The 17,006-nt window shown below is 67.4% G+C and carries 13 protein-coding genes; 5 read left to right on the top strand and 8 right to left on the bottom strand.

Going from position 1 to position 17,006, the window contains the following annotated elements:
- Positions 1-31 precede the first annotated feature (31 nt).
- Together FBZ89_RS23980 and FBZ89_RS30990 are read right to left on the bottom strand one after the other, a co-directional pair.
- Positions 32-2,938: a TonB-dependent receptor gene (locus tag FBZ89_RS23980; protein WP_145752855.1), complete on the bottom strand. Its 2,907-nt coding sequence runs from the start codon at positions 2,936-2,938 to the stop codon at positions 32-34.
- 462 nt (positions 2,939-3,400) lie between these two features.
- Entirely contained in the window at positions 3,401-3,547 is a 147-nt protein-coding gene (locus tag FBZ89_RS30990; protein WP_186457542.1) for a hypothetical protein, read from the bottom strand.
- On the opposite strand from FBZ89_RS30990, the gene FBZ89_RS23985 reads away from it, so the two are divergent.
- Entirely contained in the window at positions 3,546-4,928 is a 1,383-nt protein-coding gene (locus FBZ89_RS23985) for an alpha-L-fucosidase (RefSeq protein WP_246172517.1), read from the top strand. The two genes, FBZ89_RS30990 and FBZ89_RS23985, sit on opposite strands and share 2 nt — an antisense overlap.
- A gap of 356 nt (positions 4,929-5,284) precedes the next feature.
- Here the strand turns inward: FBZ89_RS23985 and FBZ89_RS23995 are convergent, their stop codons facing one another.
- The 6 genes from FBZ89_RS23995 to FBZ89_RS24020 all read right to left on the bottom strand — a co-directional run bounded on the left by FBZ89_RS23995 (position 5,285) and on the right by FBZ89_RS24020 (position 12,127).
- On the bottom strand, positions 5,285-5,536 hold the full coding sequence (locus FBZ89_RS23995; RefSeq protein WP_145752857.1) for a type II toxin-antitoxin system Phd/YefM family antitoxin: 252 nt from the start codon (positions 5,534-5,536) through the stop codon (positions 5,285-5,287).
- A gap of 62 nt (positions 5,537-5,598) precedes the next feature.
- Positions 5,599-6,408, bottom strand: a complete 810-nt coding sequence (gene iolB, locus FBZ89_RS24000; protein WP_145752859.1) for a 5-deoxy-glucuronate isomerase — start codon at positions 6,406-6,408, stop codon at positions 5,599-5,601.
- The gene (gene iolE / locus FBZ89_RS24005; RefSeq protein ID WP_145752861.1) at positions 6,405-7,319 is read right to left on the bottom strand and encodes a myo-inosose-2 dehydratase; all 915 of its coding nucleotides are present in this window, start codon (positions 7,317-7,319) and stop codon (positions 6,405-6,407) included. The genes iolB and iolE overlap by 4 nt, the downstream gene beginning before the upstream one ends.
- A 14-nt stretch (positions 7,320-7,333) precedes the next feature.
- Positions 7,334-9,190, bottom strand: coding sequence for a 3D-(3,5/4)-trihydroxycyclohexane-1,2-dione acylhydrolase (decyclizing) (iolD, locus tag FBZ89_RS24010; protein ID WP_246172519.1), 1,857 nt, complete (start codon positions 9,188-9,190; stop codon positions 7,334-7,336).
- Positions 9,187-11,142 carry a bifunctional 5-dehydro-2-deoxygluconokinase/5-dehydro-2-deoxyphosphogluconate aldolase gene (locus FBZ89_RS24015; RefSeq protein ID WP_145752862.1) on the bottom strand — a complete coding sequence of 652 codons (1,956 nt, stop codon included), beginning with the start codon at positions 11,140-11,142 and terminating at the stop codon, positions 9,187-9,189. The genes iolD and FBZ89_RS24015 overlap by 4 nt, the downstream gene beginning before the upstream one ends.
- 97 nt (positions 11,143-11,239) lie before the next feature.
- The gene (locus tag FBZ89_RS24020; RefSeq protein ID WP_145752863.1) at positions 11,240-12,127 is read right to left on the bottom strand and encodes a MurR/RpiR family transcriptional regulator; all 888 of its coding nucleotides are present in this window, start codon (positions 12,125-12,127) and stop codon (positions 11,240-11,242) included.
- Positions 12,128-12,315: 188 nt separating this feature from the next.
- Here FBZ89_RS24020 and iolG point away from each other — a divergent pair, with 188 nt between their 5' ends.
- From iolG to FBZ89_RS24040, 4 genes are read left to right on the top strand one after another with little or no spacing between them, the layout of a single operon-like run.
- Positions 12,316-13,311, top strand: coding sequence for an inositol 2-dehydrogenase (iolG, locus tag FBZ89_RS24025; RefSeq protein ID WP_145752865.1), 996 nt, complete (start codon positions 12,316-12,318; stop codon positions 13,309-13,311).
- Positions 13,308-14,690, top strand: coding sequence for an APC family permease (locus FBZ89_RS24030; RefSeq protein ID WP_145752867.1), 1,383 nt, complete (start codon positions 13,308-13,310; stop codon positions 14,688-14,690). Before iolG ends, FBZ89_RS24030 begins: the two co-directional genes overlap by 4 nt.
- The gene (locus tag FBZ89_RS24035; RefSeq protein ID WP_246172521.1) at positions 14,687-15,625 is read left to right on the top strand and encodes a carbohydrate kinase family protein; all 939 of its coding nucleotides are present in this window, start codon (positions 14,687-14,689) and stop codon (positions 15,623-15,625) included. The genes FBZ89_RS24030 and FBZ89_RS24035 overlap by 4 nt, the downstream gene beginning before the upstream one ends.
- Complete coding sequence (locus tag FBZ89_RS24040; RefSeq protein WP_145752869.1) at positions 15,603-16,979, top strand: family 4 glycosyl hydrolase; 1,377 nt, start codon at positions 15,603-15,605, stop codon at positions 16,977-16,979. The genes FBZ89_RS24035 and FBZ89_RS24040 overlap by 23 nt, the downstream gene beginning before the upstream one ends.
- Positions 16,980-17,006: the final 27 nt, after the last annotated feature.

Consider the following 17,006-nt stretch of genomic DNA (forward strand, 5'->3'; position numbering starts at 1 on the left):
CGCCACCGGGACCTTCCGTCCTGGATTTGGATCAGTAACTGTACTTCATGCTGAGCAGGATGGTGCGCCCGGTATCCACGATATCGGAAATCGCCAGGCTCTCCTTGCCGATATGCGACCAGTAGGAAATATCGTCGAACAGGTTCGACACCGAAACGTCGGCCCGGACGCCATAGCCGAAATCGTAGCCGGCATGAAGGTCCACCCGCTGCACCGGTCGGATCCACAGATCATCCCAGCTGCCGCCCAGGCCCAGGTAATCATACTGGGTCACATAGGCGCCGGTGTAATGGTAGATCAGGTCCAGGGTGAAACCGTCCTTTTCATAGAAGGCCTCGATATTGGCCATCCATTCCGGGGCGTTTTGAATGCGCTCGTTGGGGTCCAGACCCGGCGCCTTGGTATCGACCGAGGTCCATTGCCGGGTGAGGTTGGCGCCGATGCCGAAGCCGTCGAACGGGGCCGGCATGTCCTGGAATTTCTGTCGGGCGGAAAGTTCGATGCCATAGACTTGGCCGTCGCCGCCGTTGGTGGGGTGGTGGAAGATCACCGAACCGCTGTTTGCCACCGCCGGATTGCTGTAGGTGCTGCCGTTGTCATAGATGTAGTTGGACAACTGCTTGGCGTAGCCCGCCACCACCAGGGTGCCGCCGTGGCCGCTGTCCCACTGGCCGGAGACGTCGTAATTGACGGCGGTGATGGCCTTCAGGTTGGGGTTGCCCTCGGTGATGGTGGTGACACCGTTGGAGATGCTGGTCTGCGACCCGCCGCCCAGCTGCACGAAGGGCGGGCGGGTGTAGCTGGTCCAGATGGCCGCGCGGTAGACCGAATTGTCGTCGGGCCGGTAGTTGGCGAAGATGCTGGGCAGAGGTTCGTTGTAGTGGGTGGAGTTATAGCCCCAGTGGCCGGCCAGCTCATTGCCGTCGGCATCGTGCGGCGTCACCCAGAAGGTGTTGTGGATGGAGGTGTGCTCGAAGCGGAAACCAGGGACGATTTCCAGATCGTTGAATTTCAGGTTGGCCATGACGTAGGCCGCTGAAACCGCCTCGGTACCCTTCTGCGTGTTGCAGTTCCAATTGTTGATGTACAGGCTGCTGCAGCTGTCCAGATTCCCCGGATAGGCATAGGTATTGTAGAGGCGGAACAGTGCCGCTTGGTTGATGATGGGCACCGACCAGTTGTAGATGCCCGGATAAACCGAGGAGTAGTTGCCGCTGATGATGCCGAGCGAACCAAAAGTGCGGCCGTCATCGAAGTTGCCGTTGTACCAGTCGCGGTTGGTCACCTGCCGCTCGCTGACCTGATATTTCGCGCCGAACTTGATGAACTCCAGCGGGCCGGCGTTGACGTCGTAGCGTGTATCGAACTTGCCGCCACCCTTCACTTGGCCACTGAGCTGTGCGGTGATCTCGCCCCGGTCGCGGGCCGGCAGGCTGGCGACGTTGCCGAGCTGCGCGATGACATCCGACCCGACGAGCGGGTAGGGGAAGTCATTCACGTAAGTCGCCAGGGTGTTGTTGCCGTAGGCGAAGCCGTTGCCGCCGTTCTGGACGGAACGGGTGGAAATCTCGATGTGGTCGGGCCGGTCGTTATCACCCCAACTCATGAAGACATTGGGGCTGAAGGTCCAATTGCCCCACTTCTTTTCACCGCCCAGCTGGGCTGTCGCCAAGTCGGAATATTCAGGGTTGGTTTCATACCAGAAGCGGGTGGACAGGTACTGAATGTTGGGATGGTACAGGGCCGTGCTGCCGATCTGGTCATAGGTGACATTCATGCCGACCAGCTGGCTCAAATTGCTGTTCTGCTGCGTCTCCGCGACCGCGTAGCTCAGGCGGAAGTAGGCGCTGGCGGTCTCGTCCGGCTGCCAGTCCGCCGAGAAGTTGCCGCCGTAGCGCTTGGTGAAGCCGGTCGAGACGCCGACGTTGAAGCCGGTGGTCTCCAGATTCTTGGCCGGGTTCAGGTTGCTGGGATTGGTGCCGTCGGCATTGGCCACGGCGAAGGCCCAGGCGTTGTCGCAGCAGGTGGTTTCCGCCACCGCGCCCATCTCGCTGTTGGCGTAGTGGCGGATGTCGTAATAGGCGCTGACATAGACGCCGAACTGGTTATCGCGGCCGAACTTGCCCGCCCCCTCGCCCGCAAGGCCGTAGCCCAGGCTGTCCTTCTTGTAATCCTGCGCCCGCGTTTCCAGCCGGCCGCTGGCGGTGAAGCTGAACATCAGCGGTTCGCTGTAATCGAAGGCCGTGGGCGTACGGAAATCGACGGTGCCGCCGATGGCGTCGCCGTCCATGTCGGCCTTGGACGTCTTGTTGACGACGATGGTGTTCAGGCCGGACGGCGGCAGCAGGCTCAGCTGCACCTCGCGGCTGTAGGGCATGCCCTGGGCGACGTTGGCGCCGTTGATCAGGTTGACGTTGTATTCGCCGTTCAGGCCGCGGATGGAAGTGAACATGCCTTCGCCGCGTGAGGCGGCCCCGATACCGCCCACGAAGGACTGTCCCTGGCTCATGACGTTCACGCCGGGCAGCAGGCCCAGCGCCTCGGCCACGTTGTGCACCGCCGTGTGCTCCAGGTCCGCCGCCGACATGACGTCGACGGTGTTGCTGGCGTTCATCTGCAGGCTGGAGGCCTGGTAGCGGTTGGCGGCGACGATGATCTCTTGCAGCGCCGCGGTATAGGCCTCGAAGCTGACGGTCACCGTGCCGTCCTTGGGTACGGTCACGCGGGTCGAGCTGGTATGCAGGCCGGCCCGCGAGGCCGTCACCGTGTAGGTGCCCTCAGGCACATTGGCCAAGGTGAAGGTCCCGTCCTCGCCCGAGGCGGTGGAATAGCCAGTACCGGGAATGGTGATGGCCGTGGCGGCGAGCGGCTTACCCGTGCCCGGGTCCACGATCGTGCCAGTGATGCTACCTGCCATGGCCGGCAGCGAGAACGCCATTACCGTCGATCCCGCCAGAAGGCCAGCCCTGAATTTGCCCAGGCCCATGTCTTGCTCCCCGATTTTAGTGGAGCGGCGGCTGGTTTCCCCGGGGCATCGGTCCCTGGGGAATGGGTGGTTCAGCACGCCGTTCTACCTACAGAGGAACGCCTGGCCGGGGGCCAAGTCAATTCATTTTTTCCATTTTTCTTATTTTTGATCTAAAAATTCCATTCTAATCCCCTTCCTACATGGAACCAAAGTTCAGGAAGATAGAAGGGGCCGCCGGCGAAGATATTGGAATCGCTTGCATTGCCGGGACAAGACATACGGCCGCATCGCGCAGCAGAACGAGCATGCCGCAAGGTGCTGTTTCACAGGGGTGCGAAAAGAGCGCTTTCCCTACCCTTCCGCGGCAGCGACGCCACTTGCCGATGCATAGCCTCAGACCAGAGGAAACCCTTAGGATGCACTCATTTGGTTTCAGGCGGCGCGCAGGACCCCGCTGCTTTTCCGACTCGCGAGGGCCGTCATCGCGGCAATCGTATGGAAAATAATTTCCATCTTTTGATAAATGGGAATATATTTATCGAAACAAACCCGCCACATGACAGGGAAAGCCGCAGCCATGGCCGTCATCCGCCACCGCCTCGCCACCATCCTGGCCGGCACCGCCCTCGCCACGCTCATGGCGCTCGGCGTTGGGGCCAGGGCGGACACCGCGCCGCCGGCTGCGGCCCAGGCCTATACGCCGACGGCGGAGAACCTGGCCGCGCGGCAGTGGTTCCAGGATGCCCGGTTCGGCGTCTTCCTGCACTGGGGCCTGTATAGCGAACTGGGCGGCGCCGGCAAGATGGGCATCGCCGAATGGATCATGGATGAGAACCAGATCCCCGCCCGCCACTACGAACGCCTGGCCCGCTTCTTCAACCCCACGGCCTTCGACGCCGACGCCTGGGCGCAGACCTTCAAGGCGGCGGGCGCCCGCTACGTCGTCATCACGTCGAAGCACCATGAGGGCTTCGCCATGTTCGCCAGCAAGGCCAGCCCCTACAACGTCGTCGACGCCACCCCCTTCCATCGCGACCCGCTGGCCGAACTGGCCGCCGCCTGCCGCAAGGCCGGGCTGAAGCTGTTCTTCTATTACTCGCAGCTGGATTGGCACCATCCCGACTATTTCCCCCAAGGAACGACAGGGCATGCCTCGGAGCGGCCGGCCGGCGGCGACTGGGACCGCTACATTGATTTCGAGCAGGCGCAGCTGCGTGAGCTGCTGACCTACTATGGGCCCATCGGCGGCATCTGGTTCGACGGTTGGTGGGACCAGAAGGACACGGCCATGCGCGACCGCTGGCGCCTGGATGAGACCTACCGCCTGATCCACGGCCTGCAGCCGGCCGCCCTGATTGGCAACAACCACCACCAGGCGCCCTTCCCCGGCGAAGACTTCCAGATGTTCGAGCGCGACCTGCCGGGCGAGAACAGCATGGGTTTCAACACAGCCGGCGTCAGCGCCCTACCCCTGGAAATGGCCGAGACCATGAACGGCTCCTGGGGCTTCAACATGATCGACGACCAGTACAAGTCGACCGCGACCCTGATCCGCAGCCTGGTGGGCGCCGCCGGCCGCAACGCCAACTTCCTGCTGAACACGGGTCCCATGCCCAATGGCGAGCTGCAGCCGGAGAACGTCCAGACCCTGAAGGACATGGGACAATGGCTGAAGCGCTATGGTGAGAGCGTCTACCAGACCCGGGGCGGCCCCGTGGCGCCACGCCCCTGGGGCGTCACCACCCAGGCACCGGGCCGGGTCTATGTCCACGTCCTGGACTGGAAGGATGGGCCCCTGTTCCTGCCGCTGACCCAGGCCGTGCGCAAGGCGACCCTGCTGCGCGACGGCAGCGCCGTGCCGGTGCAGACCCGGCCGGACGGTCTGGAACTGACCCTGCCGGCCGCGACAGGCGAGGCTATGGACGGTTGGGACCGGGTGATCCGCCTGGACCTTCAGTGATGGAATGGAAGCGGGCGGCCGGAGCTGGGTTCCAGCCACCCTACTCCGTCCGCTTCACCCTCGTGAGCGTGCGGAGGAGATGTGCATGCAGGATCCTGTCGCGAACCAGCGCGAAGAACTTAGGCGGCAGCATTCCGTACTCGAAGCGGGCTGGTTTTCGGCAAGATCATTCGACGGTGTATGTGTCACCGGCACGACAGTGACTACCTCCCGCCCCGCAACGATCTGGCGGGCGGCGACGATGGCGCAGGGCCGGTCTTTCCGGCCATCTTCCGCGCCCTGGCGGTGTTCCCGCTCCCATAGATACGCGTAGGAAATCACGAGGCCCGGCCGCGGCGTCGGTAGGCTCATGAAGGTCAGTCTTCAAGAAGCTTGTCGAGATGATCGAATTCGGCGGGCACGGTGCTGTCGGCGATGGCCTTGAGGGTGTCCACATCCAGGTCCTCGACCTTGCGGGCAACCCGCCCCTTCATCAATATCTCAAAGAACGCCGCCGACACCGGCACCGTATGGGTACGGCCATTCTTGGTGATCGCCACCGGAGCCTGTTGCGCGGCATCCTGGTAGCGCCCGACATGCTGCTGGAATTCGCTGGATGTGATTTTCATGGCCTCCGCTCCTCTTTATCTAAAATAGATAAAATAGATAAAGTTGGCGAGGACAATCAGCCTCAGCGGCGCATGATCCAATCGTGCGCCGGATCGTTGCGGAATATCCAGCGCCGCTCCGGCCCCGCCATCACGTTGAGGTAATAGAGGTCATAGCCGTGCGGCGCGCCCACGGGGTGATAGCCCCGGGGGACCATGACCACGTCGCCGTCCTGCACGCAGATGGTCTCATCCAGGCTGCGATCGTCGGTATACACACGCTGGAAAGCGAAGCCCTGGGGCGGGTTCAGGCGGTGATAGTAGGTTTCCTCCAGCGCCGTCTCCTGCCCCGTCTCGGCCGTGTCGTGCTTGTGCGGCGGATAACTGGACCAGTGGCCGCCCGGGGTGATGACCTCCACCACCAGCAGGCTGTCGGCCGGCTTGCCCTCCGGCAGGATGTTGCGGACATGGCGGGTGTTCGTGCCCTGGCCCCGCATCTCGCGCGGCATCTCATCCGCGGCGATGACGCGGGCCTGGGCACCGGCCCGGCCCGGCGCGGTGCAGACCGCCAGCTCGACGGCGTCCGTCGCCATCACACCATAGGGCTGGCCCGCCGGCACATAGACCGCGCCGGGCGCCTTGTCCTCGAAAACGCTGGCGCGGCCGCCTACGGGGCCCAGGTCCTGGCCCCCCGCCGTCACCCGCGCCGTGCCGGACAGCACCACCAGGCAGGCCTCGCGCCCCAGCTCCACCCCATCGAGGGTCCGCCCCGGCGCCAGCCGATACAGGCGGAAACCGACATGGGTCCAGCCGGCGCTTTCCGGCGTCACCTCCAGCACGCGGCCATCGGCGCCGGGCGCCTGGGAACGCACCAGCAAGGGCGACGCGGTCATGACGCCACCGTCAGGCCGGCGCCCGCCGCCGCCTGCCGCAGGTGGCGCAGGCCCATCTCGCCGTACTGGCGCGGGTCGGCCTTGGCGGGATCCTGTTCCGCCTCGATGATGACCCAGCCGCTATAGCCGATGTCGGCCAGGGCGCGCATAACGGCGGCATAGTCCAGACGCCCGTCGCCCGGCACCGTGAACATGCCGTCCAGCACGCCGTCCAGGAAGCTGCCGCCCCGGTCCAACAGGGCCTGGAACACCGGCTGGCGCACGTCCTTGCAATGGACATGGGCGACCCGGCCCGGATGGGCGCGGATGACGTCCACCGCGTCGATGCCGCCCAGGGCGGCATGGCCGGTGTCCACCGTCAGGCCGACGGACGGGCCGGTATGGGCCAGGAACTGGGCCAGATCATCCGGCCGCTCCACCACCGTTCCCAGGTGATGGTGATAGGCGAAGCGCACCCCCTGCCCGGCGATATGATCGGCGACCTCGGTCAGGCGCCGGCCGAAGACGGCCCACCCGTCGGCGTCCAGCCGGGGCGTCTGCGCCAACGGGCGGGCGCGGTCGCCATGGATGGCGTTGCTGGTCTCGGCATGGACGAAGACGGTGCTGCCCATGGCCTTCAGCAGGGCCAGGTGCCCTTGCAGGGCGGCGATCTCGGCCGCCGCGTCATGGGCCAGCAGGTTGCCGCTGTACCAGCCCCCCACCAGGTCCAGCCCATGGCCGGCCAGCAGGGGCTTCAGCACACGCGGATCGCGGGGGAACTTGCCACCCAGCTCGATGCCGCTGAACCCAATGGCGCGGGCGTCGGCCAGCACCGTTTCCACCGGCGTCGCCCCGCCCAGCTCGGGCATGTCGTCGTTGATCCAGGCGATGGGACTGACGCCGAAGCGGATGGACCCTAAGCGGGTAGACATGGGGGCTGATCTCCCTAACGTTGGTCTTTTGTCTTCTCGTCATACGCCGCGCGGGCCTGGCGGACGGCCGCGCGGTCGGACACCTGGGGCACGGCCACGTCCCACCAGGCGCCGCCGGCGGCGGTGGACACGGCCGGGTCGGTGTCGATGACGATGACGTGCACGCCGGTGCCTGATCGCGCTTCGGCCAGGGCCGCCTCCAGCCCGACGATGTCCGCCACCTTGCGCGCCGTGGCACCCAGGCTGGCGGCGTGGGCGGCGAAATCGATGGCCGGCAGGGTTGCGTGGCGCGCGTCGGCCAGCAAATTGTTGAAGGGCGCGCCGCCGGTGGCCCGCTGCAGGCGGTTGATGCAGCCGTAGCCACGGTTGTCCAACACGATGATGGTCAGCTTCAGGCCCAGCATGGCGACCGTGGCGATCTCGGAATTCATCATGAGATAGCTGCCGTCGCCGACCACGACGTGGACGTCGCGCCCCGGCTCCGCCATCTTCACGCCCAGGCCGCCGGCGATCTCATAGCCCATGCAGGAATAGCCGTATTCCACGTGGTAGCCGCCGGGCCGCCGCACCCGCCACAGTTTGTGCAGTTCCCCCGGCAAACCGCCGGCGGCGCAGACCACCACCGCGTCCTCGGCCGTCTGGCGCCACACGGCGCCCAGCACCTGGGCGTCCGTGGGCAGGGCCATGGCGTCCCCCTTCGGGGCCGCCATGGCCGCCTCCCAAGCCTGGTCCCAGGCCAGTGCCGGGGCCGCCAGTACCTGCGTCCAATCCGCCGGAACGCGCCAGCCGGCCAGCAGCGGCGCCAGGGCGGCCAGCACGGCGCTGGCATCGCCCACCACGCCCACGGCACCCTGCTTGGCCGCGTCGTGGGCCGAGACGTTGACCTGCACCAGCGTGCGCGCGGCCCCCCGGAACAGGGCGCGGGAACCGGTGGTGAAATCCTGCAGGCGCGTGCCGATGCCGATGATCAGGTCCGCCTCGGCCGCCGCCGCGTTGGCGACGCCGGTGCCGGTGACGCCAACGGCGCCCAGGTTGGACGGATGATCCCAAGGCAGCGCCCCCTTGCCCGCCTGCGTCTCCGCCACCGGGATGCCGGTGGCCGCCGCCAGGTCGGCCAGCAGGGTTTCCGCGCCGGCGTACAGCACGCCTCCGCCGGCGATGATCAAGGGCCGCCGCGCGGCACGGATGCGCACCACCAGATCCGCCAGATCGAAGGGATCGGCCGGCGGGCGGCGGAACCGCCACAGGCGGGGGACGAAGAAATCCTCCGGATAATTCCAGGCCTCGGCCTGCACATCCTGGCAGAAGGCCAGGGTGACGGGGCCGCAGGCGGCCGGATCGGTCAGGACCGCCATGGCCTTGGGCAGGGCATCCAGGATCTGCTCGGGCCGCGTCAGCCGGTCGAAATAGCGTGAGACCGGCCGGAAACAGTCGTTGGCCGAGACGGTGCCGTCGCCGAAATCCTCGATCTGCTGCAGCACCGGATCCGGCCGGCGGCCGGCATAGACGTCGCCCGGCAGGAACAGCACGGGCAGGCGGTTGACATGGGCCAGGGCGGCCGCCGTCACCATATTGGTGGCGCCCGGCCCGATGGAGGTGGTGCAGACCATGGCCCGCCGGCGGCGCGCCTGCTTGGCGAAGGCGATGGCGGCGTGGGCCATGGCCTGCTCGTTATGGGCGCGATAGGTGGGCAGGGTGTCCTGGCTGGCCTGCAAGGCCTCGCCCAACCCGGCCACATTGCCATGGCCGAAGATGGCCCAGCAGCCGGCGAAGTAGGGCACCGCTTGCCCGTCCGCCCCCTCGACCCGTTGCGCCGCCAGATAGCGCACGGTCGCCTGGGCCGCCGTCAGGCGCAGGATCCCGGTGGTCACTTGCCCTTCCCCTCGACCACAGACGCGCGGGCCTGCCGCCAGGCGTCCACCAGGGTCTTCAGCTTGCCCGCCATCATGGCCACCACCTGTTCATCGTCCAGCCGGTTGGCAAGCCAGCCGCGCGCGACATCATAGAAGATGGTCCGCCCGACGGCGAAGCCCTTGACGATGCCCGAGGGGGCCGCCGCCTGGAAGGAGGCCAAAAGTTCCTCCTCCGGCGCCGAGAGGCCCAGCAAAACCACACCCCGGCAATAGGCGTCGTTTTCCAGCACCGCCATTTCAATATTGCGCCAGGCTTCGGGGTCGGTCACCGGCTCCAGCTTCCACCAGTCGGGCTTGATGCCCAAGGCGTACAGGCGGCGGATGCCGCGGGCCACCGTCATGGCGTCGACGGGCAGGCCGGCCGGCACGATCATCTCGAGCAGCAGTTCATGTCGCGTCTTGCGGCAGGCGTCGAACAGGCGCAGCAACTGCCGCTCCTGCCGGTCGCGCATGTCGGCGGCGTCGTCCGGATGATAGAAGACCAGGCACTTGACCACATGGTGCAGGGGCCATTCCGCCAGTTCCGTCGCCACGTCGGCGGAGCTTTCGAACACCAGCGGGCGGGACTTGGGCTCCTCGATGGGGCGGCCGATCCAATAGGGGTCGTCGGCGGAACTGGCCAAGGCCTCGAAGCCATAGCGGCCGTCCAGCAGCAGGCCGAAGCGGTCGTCGCCGCCCGCCACCGTCTCCACCGCCCGCAGGGCCAAAGCCTTGAACAGCGGGATGCGGGCCGGATCAGCGCCCAGCTCCGCCACCAGATCCTCGAACTGGCTGCGGTGGTCCACGGCCAGCACCGTCAGCTCGTCATAGCGATGCCGCCGGGTGGTGGCCCAGTGGATGTGTTCCAGCTCGGCGCTGTCGCGCAGGCGGTGGGGCAGGCTGGGCTGGGCCAGGAACCATTCCAGTTCCGGCCAAGTGGGCATGGCGGGGGCGCAGCCGTGGCGCGACACGACGATGGCACCGCAGGCGTTAGCCCAGACGCAGCAGCGCTCCAGCGGCTCATCGCGCAGCCAGCCGCGCAGGAAGCCCGCCATGAAGGCATCACCGGCGCCCAGGACGTTGAACACCTCGACCGGGAAGCCGGGTACCACGACGCCCTCTGCCAGGGTGGCTGGAATGGCGCCGGGGAAGGCGGTGCAGCCGCCCGCCCCCTGCTTGCAGACGATGAGGGCGTCGGTCTGCGCGCGGATGGCGCCCAGCGCCGCCAGCGTGTCGGTCACGCCGCCGAGGATGTGGATTTCCTCCTCCGTGCCGACGATCAGGTCGCACAGCGGCAGCACCTCGCGCAGGCGGGTGGTGACGCCCTCATGGGCGACGAAGCGATCCTCGCCCCGGTCGCGGCCGGCCAGGCCCCACAGCACCGGACGGTAGTCGATGTCGAACACGACGCGGCCGCCGTTTTCCTTCACCAGCCGCGCCGCCGCCACGCTGGCGGCGAAGGCCCGGGGCTGGGACAGGTGGGTGCCGTTGATCAGCACCGCGCCAGTGTGGCGCAGCCAGTCGCGGTCCAGATCCCCCACATCCAGCGCCATATCGGCGCAGTTCTCGCGATAGAAGATCAAGGGGAAGTTTTCGCGGTCGCGGATGCCCAATACCACCAACGCGGTCAGGCGGTCGGGGTCAGAGACGACGCCGGTGATGTCAACCCCTTCACGCTCCAGCTCTTCCCGGATGAAGCGGCCCATATGGTCCGCCCCCACCCGGGTGATAAGGCCCGTGCGCAGGCCCAGGCGGGCGCCGCCGGACGCGGTATTGGTGGGACTGCCGCCCAGGTATTTGGCGAAGGACGCCATGTCCTCCAGCCGGCCACCGATCTGCTGGCCGTAGAGGTCGACGCTGGATCGGCCGATGGCGATCAGATCCAGCGACTTGGGATGGGTTTGGACGGGGGATTGCGCAGAAGACGCCATGCCGGTTCCAGCCTTGGGGGCGCCGGATCGGCGCCCGATAGAATGGAACATATATTCCACGTTTCCGGTTTTTGTAAATAACGTATCGCCAAACTGGTCAGGCTTTCCGACGGCGGGGCCGCGATACGCCACTGGCGCTGGCCCGTTCGCGCTCAAACGCCAGGCCGATCACCAGGGTTTGCGCCAGGCACAGCGAGGCCGCCAGCGAGCGGAAGCCACGCACCTCGGACTCGCGCACCTGCAGGACATGGACCGCCATCTTGGCCATGGGGCTCACCAGGCTGTCGGTGATGGTCAGGACCTTGGCGCCGGCGGCGGCGGCGGCCTCGACGGCATGCACCGTTTCCTCGGCATAGGGGTGGTAGCTGACGGCGATCAGCAGATCGGTTTCCCCGACCGCGCCCATCTGCTGGCTGGTCAGGCCGCCCACGCCATCGACGAAGATGGTGCGCTTGCCCACCTGTTGGAATGAATATGCCAAATATGACGCCACCGGGAACGCGCGCCGGAAACCCATGATATACAGGGTTTGCGCCTGGTCGATCAGCTTCACGGCGCGCGCGAGGTCGGCCTTGGTCACGGTCTGACCCAGGTTTTCCAGCGCCAGCGTGTCGCGTTCCACGAATTCCGCCAGCAGGTCGCCGCCGTCGCCGGCCCCCGCCTGGTGGTCCAGGGCGGCGTTGAACTGGCGCACGCGCTCGCCATAGCCCAGGGCGGTGTGGTTGGCCAGCAGGCCGTCGCGCAGCAGGCGCTGCATGGGCATGGCGCCGGAATAGCCCAGCGCCTTGGCGAAGCGGACGATGGCCGATGGCTGGACGCCCGAGCGTTCCGCCACCACGGCCAGGGTTTCCAGCGCCAAATCGTCCGGATGGTCCAGGACAAAGCGTGCGATCTGCTGCAGCCGCTTGCTGAAGGTGTCGTAGCGTTCCAATATGGCGGCCCGCAGTTCCTCGGCCGTGCGCGGCACGGTGGCACTCCCCGTCATCGCCCCTCCAAAATCCTATGTGGCCCCAAGAATAGACGCTCACCGGGTGAAGGCAACGCCGCCCGGCGTTATGGATATTCCATCATACCCCATGGTATGATATTTTCATTCCATAATGTGTTGATGACCGCCCCGCTGGCGCCGAAAAGCCGGCCAGCCGGGCGGCCGGGCCTTGACAGGGAGCCTGCATGTTCGACATCGCCATTTTGGGCGCCGGCCGTATCGGCCGCATCCACGCCCGCAACGTCGCGGCCCACCCGGCCCTGCGCCTGAAGTACGTCACCGATCCCAACGCCGCAGCCAGTGACGCCGTGGCGGCCGAAACCGGCGCCACGGTCACCGACCTGGACACGGTGCTGGCGGACGACGGCGTGCGCGGCGTGATCATCGCCAGTTCCACCGACCTGCACCTGGACCAGGCCGCCCGCGCCATCACCGCCGGCAAGGCCGTGCTGTGCGAGAAGCCGCTGGACATGGATCTGGCGCGCGCCCAGGCCGCCGCCCCCGTCCTGGGTGGCGACGTTCCCCTGATGCTGGGCTTCAACCGCCGCTTCGACCCGCACTTCGCCACCTTGAAGGCCCGACTCGAGGCCGGCGCCGTGGGGGCGCTGGAAACCCTGCAGATCACCAGCCACGACCCCGCCCCGCCGCCCGTCAGCTACATCAAGGTGTCCGGCGGGCTGTTCAAGGACATGGCCATCCACGACTTCGACATGGCCCGCTGGCTGCTGGGCGAACCGGTGGTGGAGGTCTACGCCGCCGCCAGTTGCCTGGTGGATCCGGCCATCGGCGCCGCCGGAGATATCGACACCGCCAAGACCGTCCTGCGCACCGCCACGGGCAAGCTGTGCGTCATCAGCAACAGCCGCCGCTCCGGCTATGGCTATGACCAGCGTATCGAGGCCTTCGGCTCCAAGGGCCTGCTGCGCGCCGACAACATCCTGGAAAGCAGCGTTTCCACCTGGGGCGGGGCCGGCGGCAACCCGGGTGCTGCCAGCGACGCCTTCCAGAACTTCTTCCTGGACCGCTATGCCGAGGCCTACCGGCAAGAGGCGGCCCATTTCGCCGAGATCCTGGCCGGCACGGCGCAACCCAGCGTGGGGTATGCCGACGGCGTGGCGGCCCTGGCCCTGGCGGAGGCCGCCGCCCGATCCGTCGCCACCGGCCAGGCCGTGCGCCTATGACGACGGCCCCGGAGCCTGCTTCCCAATCGGCCCTGAGGCCCGTCCGCGGCATTGGGCTGGGCGGCGGCCTGGCCGCCAACATCCTGAACATGGTGGGCATCGGCCCCTTCATCACCATTCCCCTGGCCATTTCCGCCATGGGCGGGCCGCAGGCCATGCTGGGCTGGCTGCTGGGCGCCGTGCTGTGCGCCTATGACGGCCTGGTGTGGGCGGAGCTCGGGTCCGCCTTCCCCCGCTCTGGCGGGCCCTACCATTACCTGCTGCACGCCTTCGGTCCCGCCCGCCTGGGCCGGCTGTTCAGCTTCCTCTATCTGTGGCAGTCGCTGCTGATCGGTCCGCTGTCCATCGCCTCGGGAACCGTGGGCCTGGCGCAGTACGCCAGCTTCCTGGCGCCGGAGATGAAACCCTGGCACATGATGGCCATCGCGGCCGCCGTCTGCCTGGTGAACACCGCCCTGCTGTACCGCGACATCCGTTCCATCCAGCGCCTGTCCATCGCCATCACGGTGGTGGTGGTGGCCGCCTGCCTATGGATCGTGTTCAGCGGCGCCCTGCATTTCGACGCCAGACTGGCCTTCGACTTCCCCGAGGGCGCGTTCAAGCCCACCGGCGCCTTCTGGATGGGCATGGGCTCGGCCACCCTGATCGCGGTCTATGATTACGGCGGGTACAACAACGTCTGCATGATCGGCGAGGAGATCAAGAATCCCGGCCGCATCATCCCCCGCGCCGTGCTGCTGTCCATCGCCATCGTCGCCTTGCTGTACCTGGGCCTGAACCTGTCCATCCTGGGCACCCTGCCCTGGCAGACGGCGCAGAAGTCCGGCGCCGTGGTGGCGGATTTCATGCAGGTGATCTATGGCCACTGGGGTGGGGTGGTCGTCTCCGTCCTCATCCTGATCGCCAGTTGGGGATCGGCGCTGGTGGTGCTGCTGGGCTTTTCCCGCGTGCCCTACACGGCGGCGGTGGACGGGCGCTTCTTCAAGCCCTTCGCCCGACTGCATCCCACGGGCCGCTTCCCCACCGTGTCGCTGCTGTTCATGGGCGTGGCGTCCGCCATCGCCTGCTTCTTCTCGCTGGCCGACCTGATCGCCGTGCTGATCGTCATCCAGACCCTGTTCCAGTTCACCGCCCAGTGCGTGGCCGTGGTCATGCTGCGCCGCCAGGGGGCGGCAGTCCCGGGGCAGTTCCGCATGCCCCTATACCCCTTGCCCGTCATCATCACCATCGCCGGCTGGCTGTACATCGTCGCCACCAGCCAGCCCCGGCACATCGCCATCGGTATCGGCATGCTGGCGCTGGGTGTCGCGATTTATCTGGTGCAATCGCGGCGCGAGGGGGCCTGGCCCTTCCGGGTGCCGGCCTGGCGGGCGCCATGACCATGACCAAGACCCATGACGTGGCCGTGGTCGGCGAACTGTACATCGACCACGTGCTGAGCGGCTTCACCGCCTGGCCCCAGCCGGGGGAGGAGGTGGTGACCGACGCCTATACCCGCGAGGTGGGCGGCGGTGCCGCCAACACCGCCTGCGGCCTGGCCCGCCTGGGCCGTGCGGTCCAGCTGGTGGGCATCGTGGGCGAGGCCGACGCCGCCTGGTTCCGGCACCGCCTGGCCCCTTACGGCCTGGATACCGGCGGCCTGCGCGTCGGTGACGGCGCCACCGGGATCAGCATCAGCGTCTCCACCCGCGAGGACCGGTCCTTCTTCACCCATATCGGGGTCAACCGCGCCCTGCCGGCCCTGCTGTCCGACCCGGCGACGGTGGCCGGCCTGGCCCGCGCCCGCCACGTGCATTTCGCGCTGCCGCTTGACCGCGCCGTGGCCGACGCCCTGCTGCCCGCCCTGCGGGACGCCGGCTGCACCACCTCGCTGGACGTGGGGTTCCAGCCCGGGTGGCTGCCCGACCCGGCGAACCACGCCACCTGCCGCGCCGTCGATCATCTGCTGCCCAACGAGAAGGAGGCGGCGCTGTTCTGCGGCAGCGACGTGGCGGAGGACTATCTGTCCCTGGCCCGCCGCTTGGCCCTGCCCAACCCCGTCCTGAAACTGGGGCGGCGCGGCGCCCTGGGCCTGGACGGTGACACGGCCCTCAGCGTGGCCCCACCGCCCGTGGACGCCATCGACACCACCGGCGCCGGCGACGCCTTCGACGCGGGCTACATCGACGCGCTGCTCGACGGCACGCCGGTGCTGGACCGCCTGCGCCGCGCCTGCATATGCGGCGCCCTGTCCACCCGGGTGGCGGGCGCCTTGGGGGGCATCCCCGACCGAACGGAACTATGGAGCACTTATGAGCAATCCTACCGATCGTAAGATCGCGATGATCGGCGGCGGCGGCGTGCGCACCCCGCTGGTCATCTTCGGCATCAACGAGGCGGCGGAGGCCCTGGGCGCCCGCGAGATGGTGCTGTACGACCCGGACCAGGAACGTCTGAAGGTCATCGCCGCCCTGGGCCGCGCCGTCGTCGCCAAGGAGGGCGGCAGCCTGGTCATCCGGGAAGCCGCTGCCATCGAGGACGCGGTGGAGGGCGCCGATTTCGTCCTGAACAGCGTGCGCGTCGGCGGCATCGCCTCGCGCGCGGCGGATGAGCTGGCGGCCATCAAGCACGGTTATCCGGGGCAGGAGACCACCGGCCCGGCTGGCGCCGCCATGGCGCTGCGCACCGTGCCCGTGGCCCTGGACCATGCGCGGGTGGTGGAGCGGCTGGCGCCCGGCGCCTGGATCGTCAACTTCACAAACCCGGCGGGCCTGATCACCCAGGCCATCAGCACCCATACCAAGGCGCGGGTGGTGGGCATTTGCGATACCCCCACCGAGCTGCTGCACCGCATCGTCCTGGCGCTGGGCGCCCGGCATGACGAGGTGGTGTGCGATTATGTCGGGCTGAACCACCTGGGCTGGGTGCGCCGCATCCGCCTGCGCGGCGAGGACGTGACCGACCGTGTGCTGGACGACGACCGCATCCTGTCGCAGCTGTACACCGCCCCCCTGTTCGACTTCGCCATGATCCGCGCCCTGCGGCTGATCCCCACGGAGTACCTGTTCTTCTACTACAGTCGCCGCCGCGCGCTGGAGAACCAGAAGCGCCAGGGCAGCAGCCGGGGCACGGAGGTGGAGCAGCTGAACCACGAGCTGTTCGCCACCCTGAAGGACCGCCTGGGCGCCGACGATGGCGAGGGGGCGGTCGCCGCCTATGCCGCCTATCTCAACCGCCGCTCCGGTTCCTACATGAAGCTGGAGGCGTCGGCCGGCTCGGCCTTCGACAAGGACGCGCCGTTTGACGAGGATCCCTTCCGCGTGGCCAGCGGCTATCACCGCATCGCCCTGGACGTCATGACGGCGCTGTGCGGCGACAAGCCCGCGCGCATCATCGTCAACACCCGCAACGACGGCGCCGTGCCCAACCTGCCGGACAACGACATCGTCGAAACGCCCTGCCAGATCAGCCGCGACAGCATCGTCCCCGAACCGCTGGAGCCCTTGCCCGACGAAGTCCACGGCCTGGTGCAGTCGGTCAAGTCCTATGAACGGGCGGCCATCCGGTCCGCCATGAACACCGACCGGCTGACGGCGCGCATGGCCTTCCTGATCCATCCCGCCATTGGGGAATGGGAGCCGTCGGATCCCCTGCTGCACGATCTGCTGGACCGCTGCATCCACTGCTGATCCAAGCCTCGCGAGGAAAAGGACAGC

The sequence above is a fragment of the Nitrospirillum amazonense genome (genome assembly GCF_007828045.1).
GTDB classification, from domain to species: Bacteria; Pseudomonadota; Alphaproteobacteria; order Azospirillales; family Azospirillaceae; genus Nitrospirillum; species Nitrospirillum amazonense_C.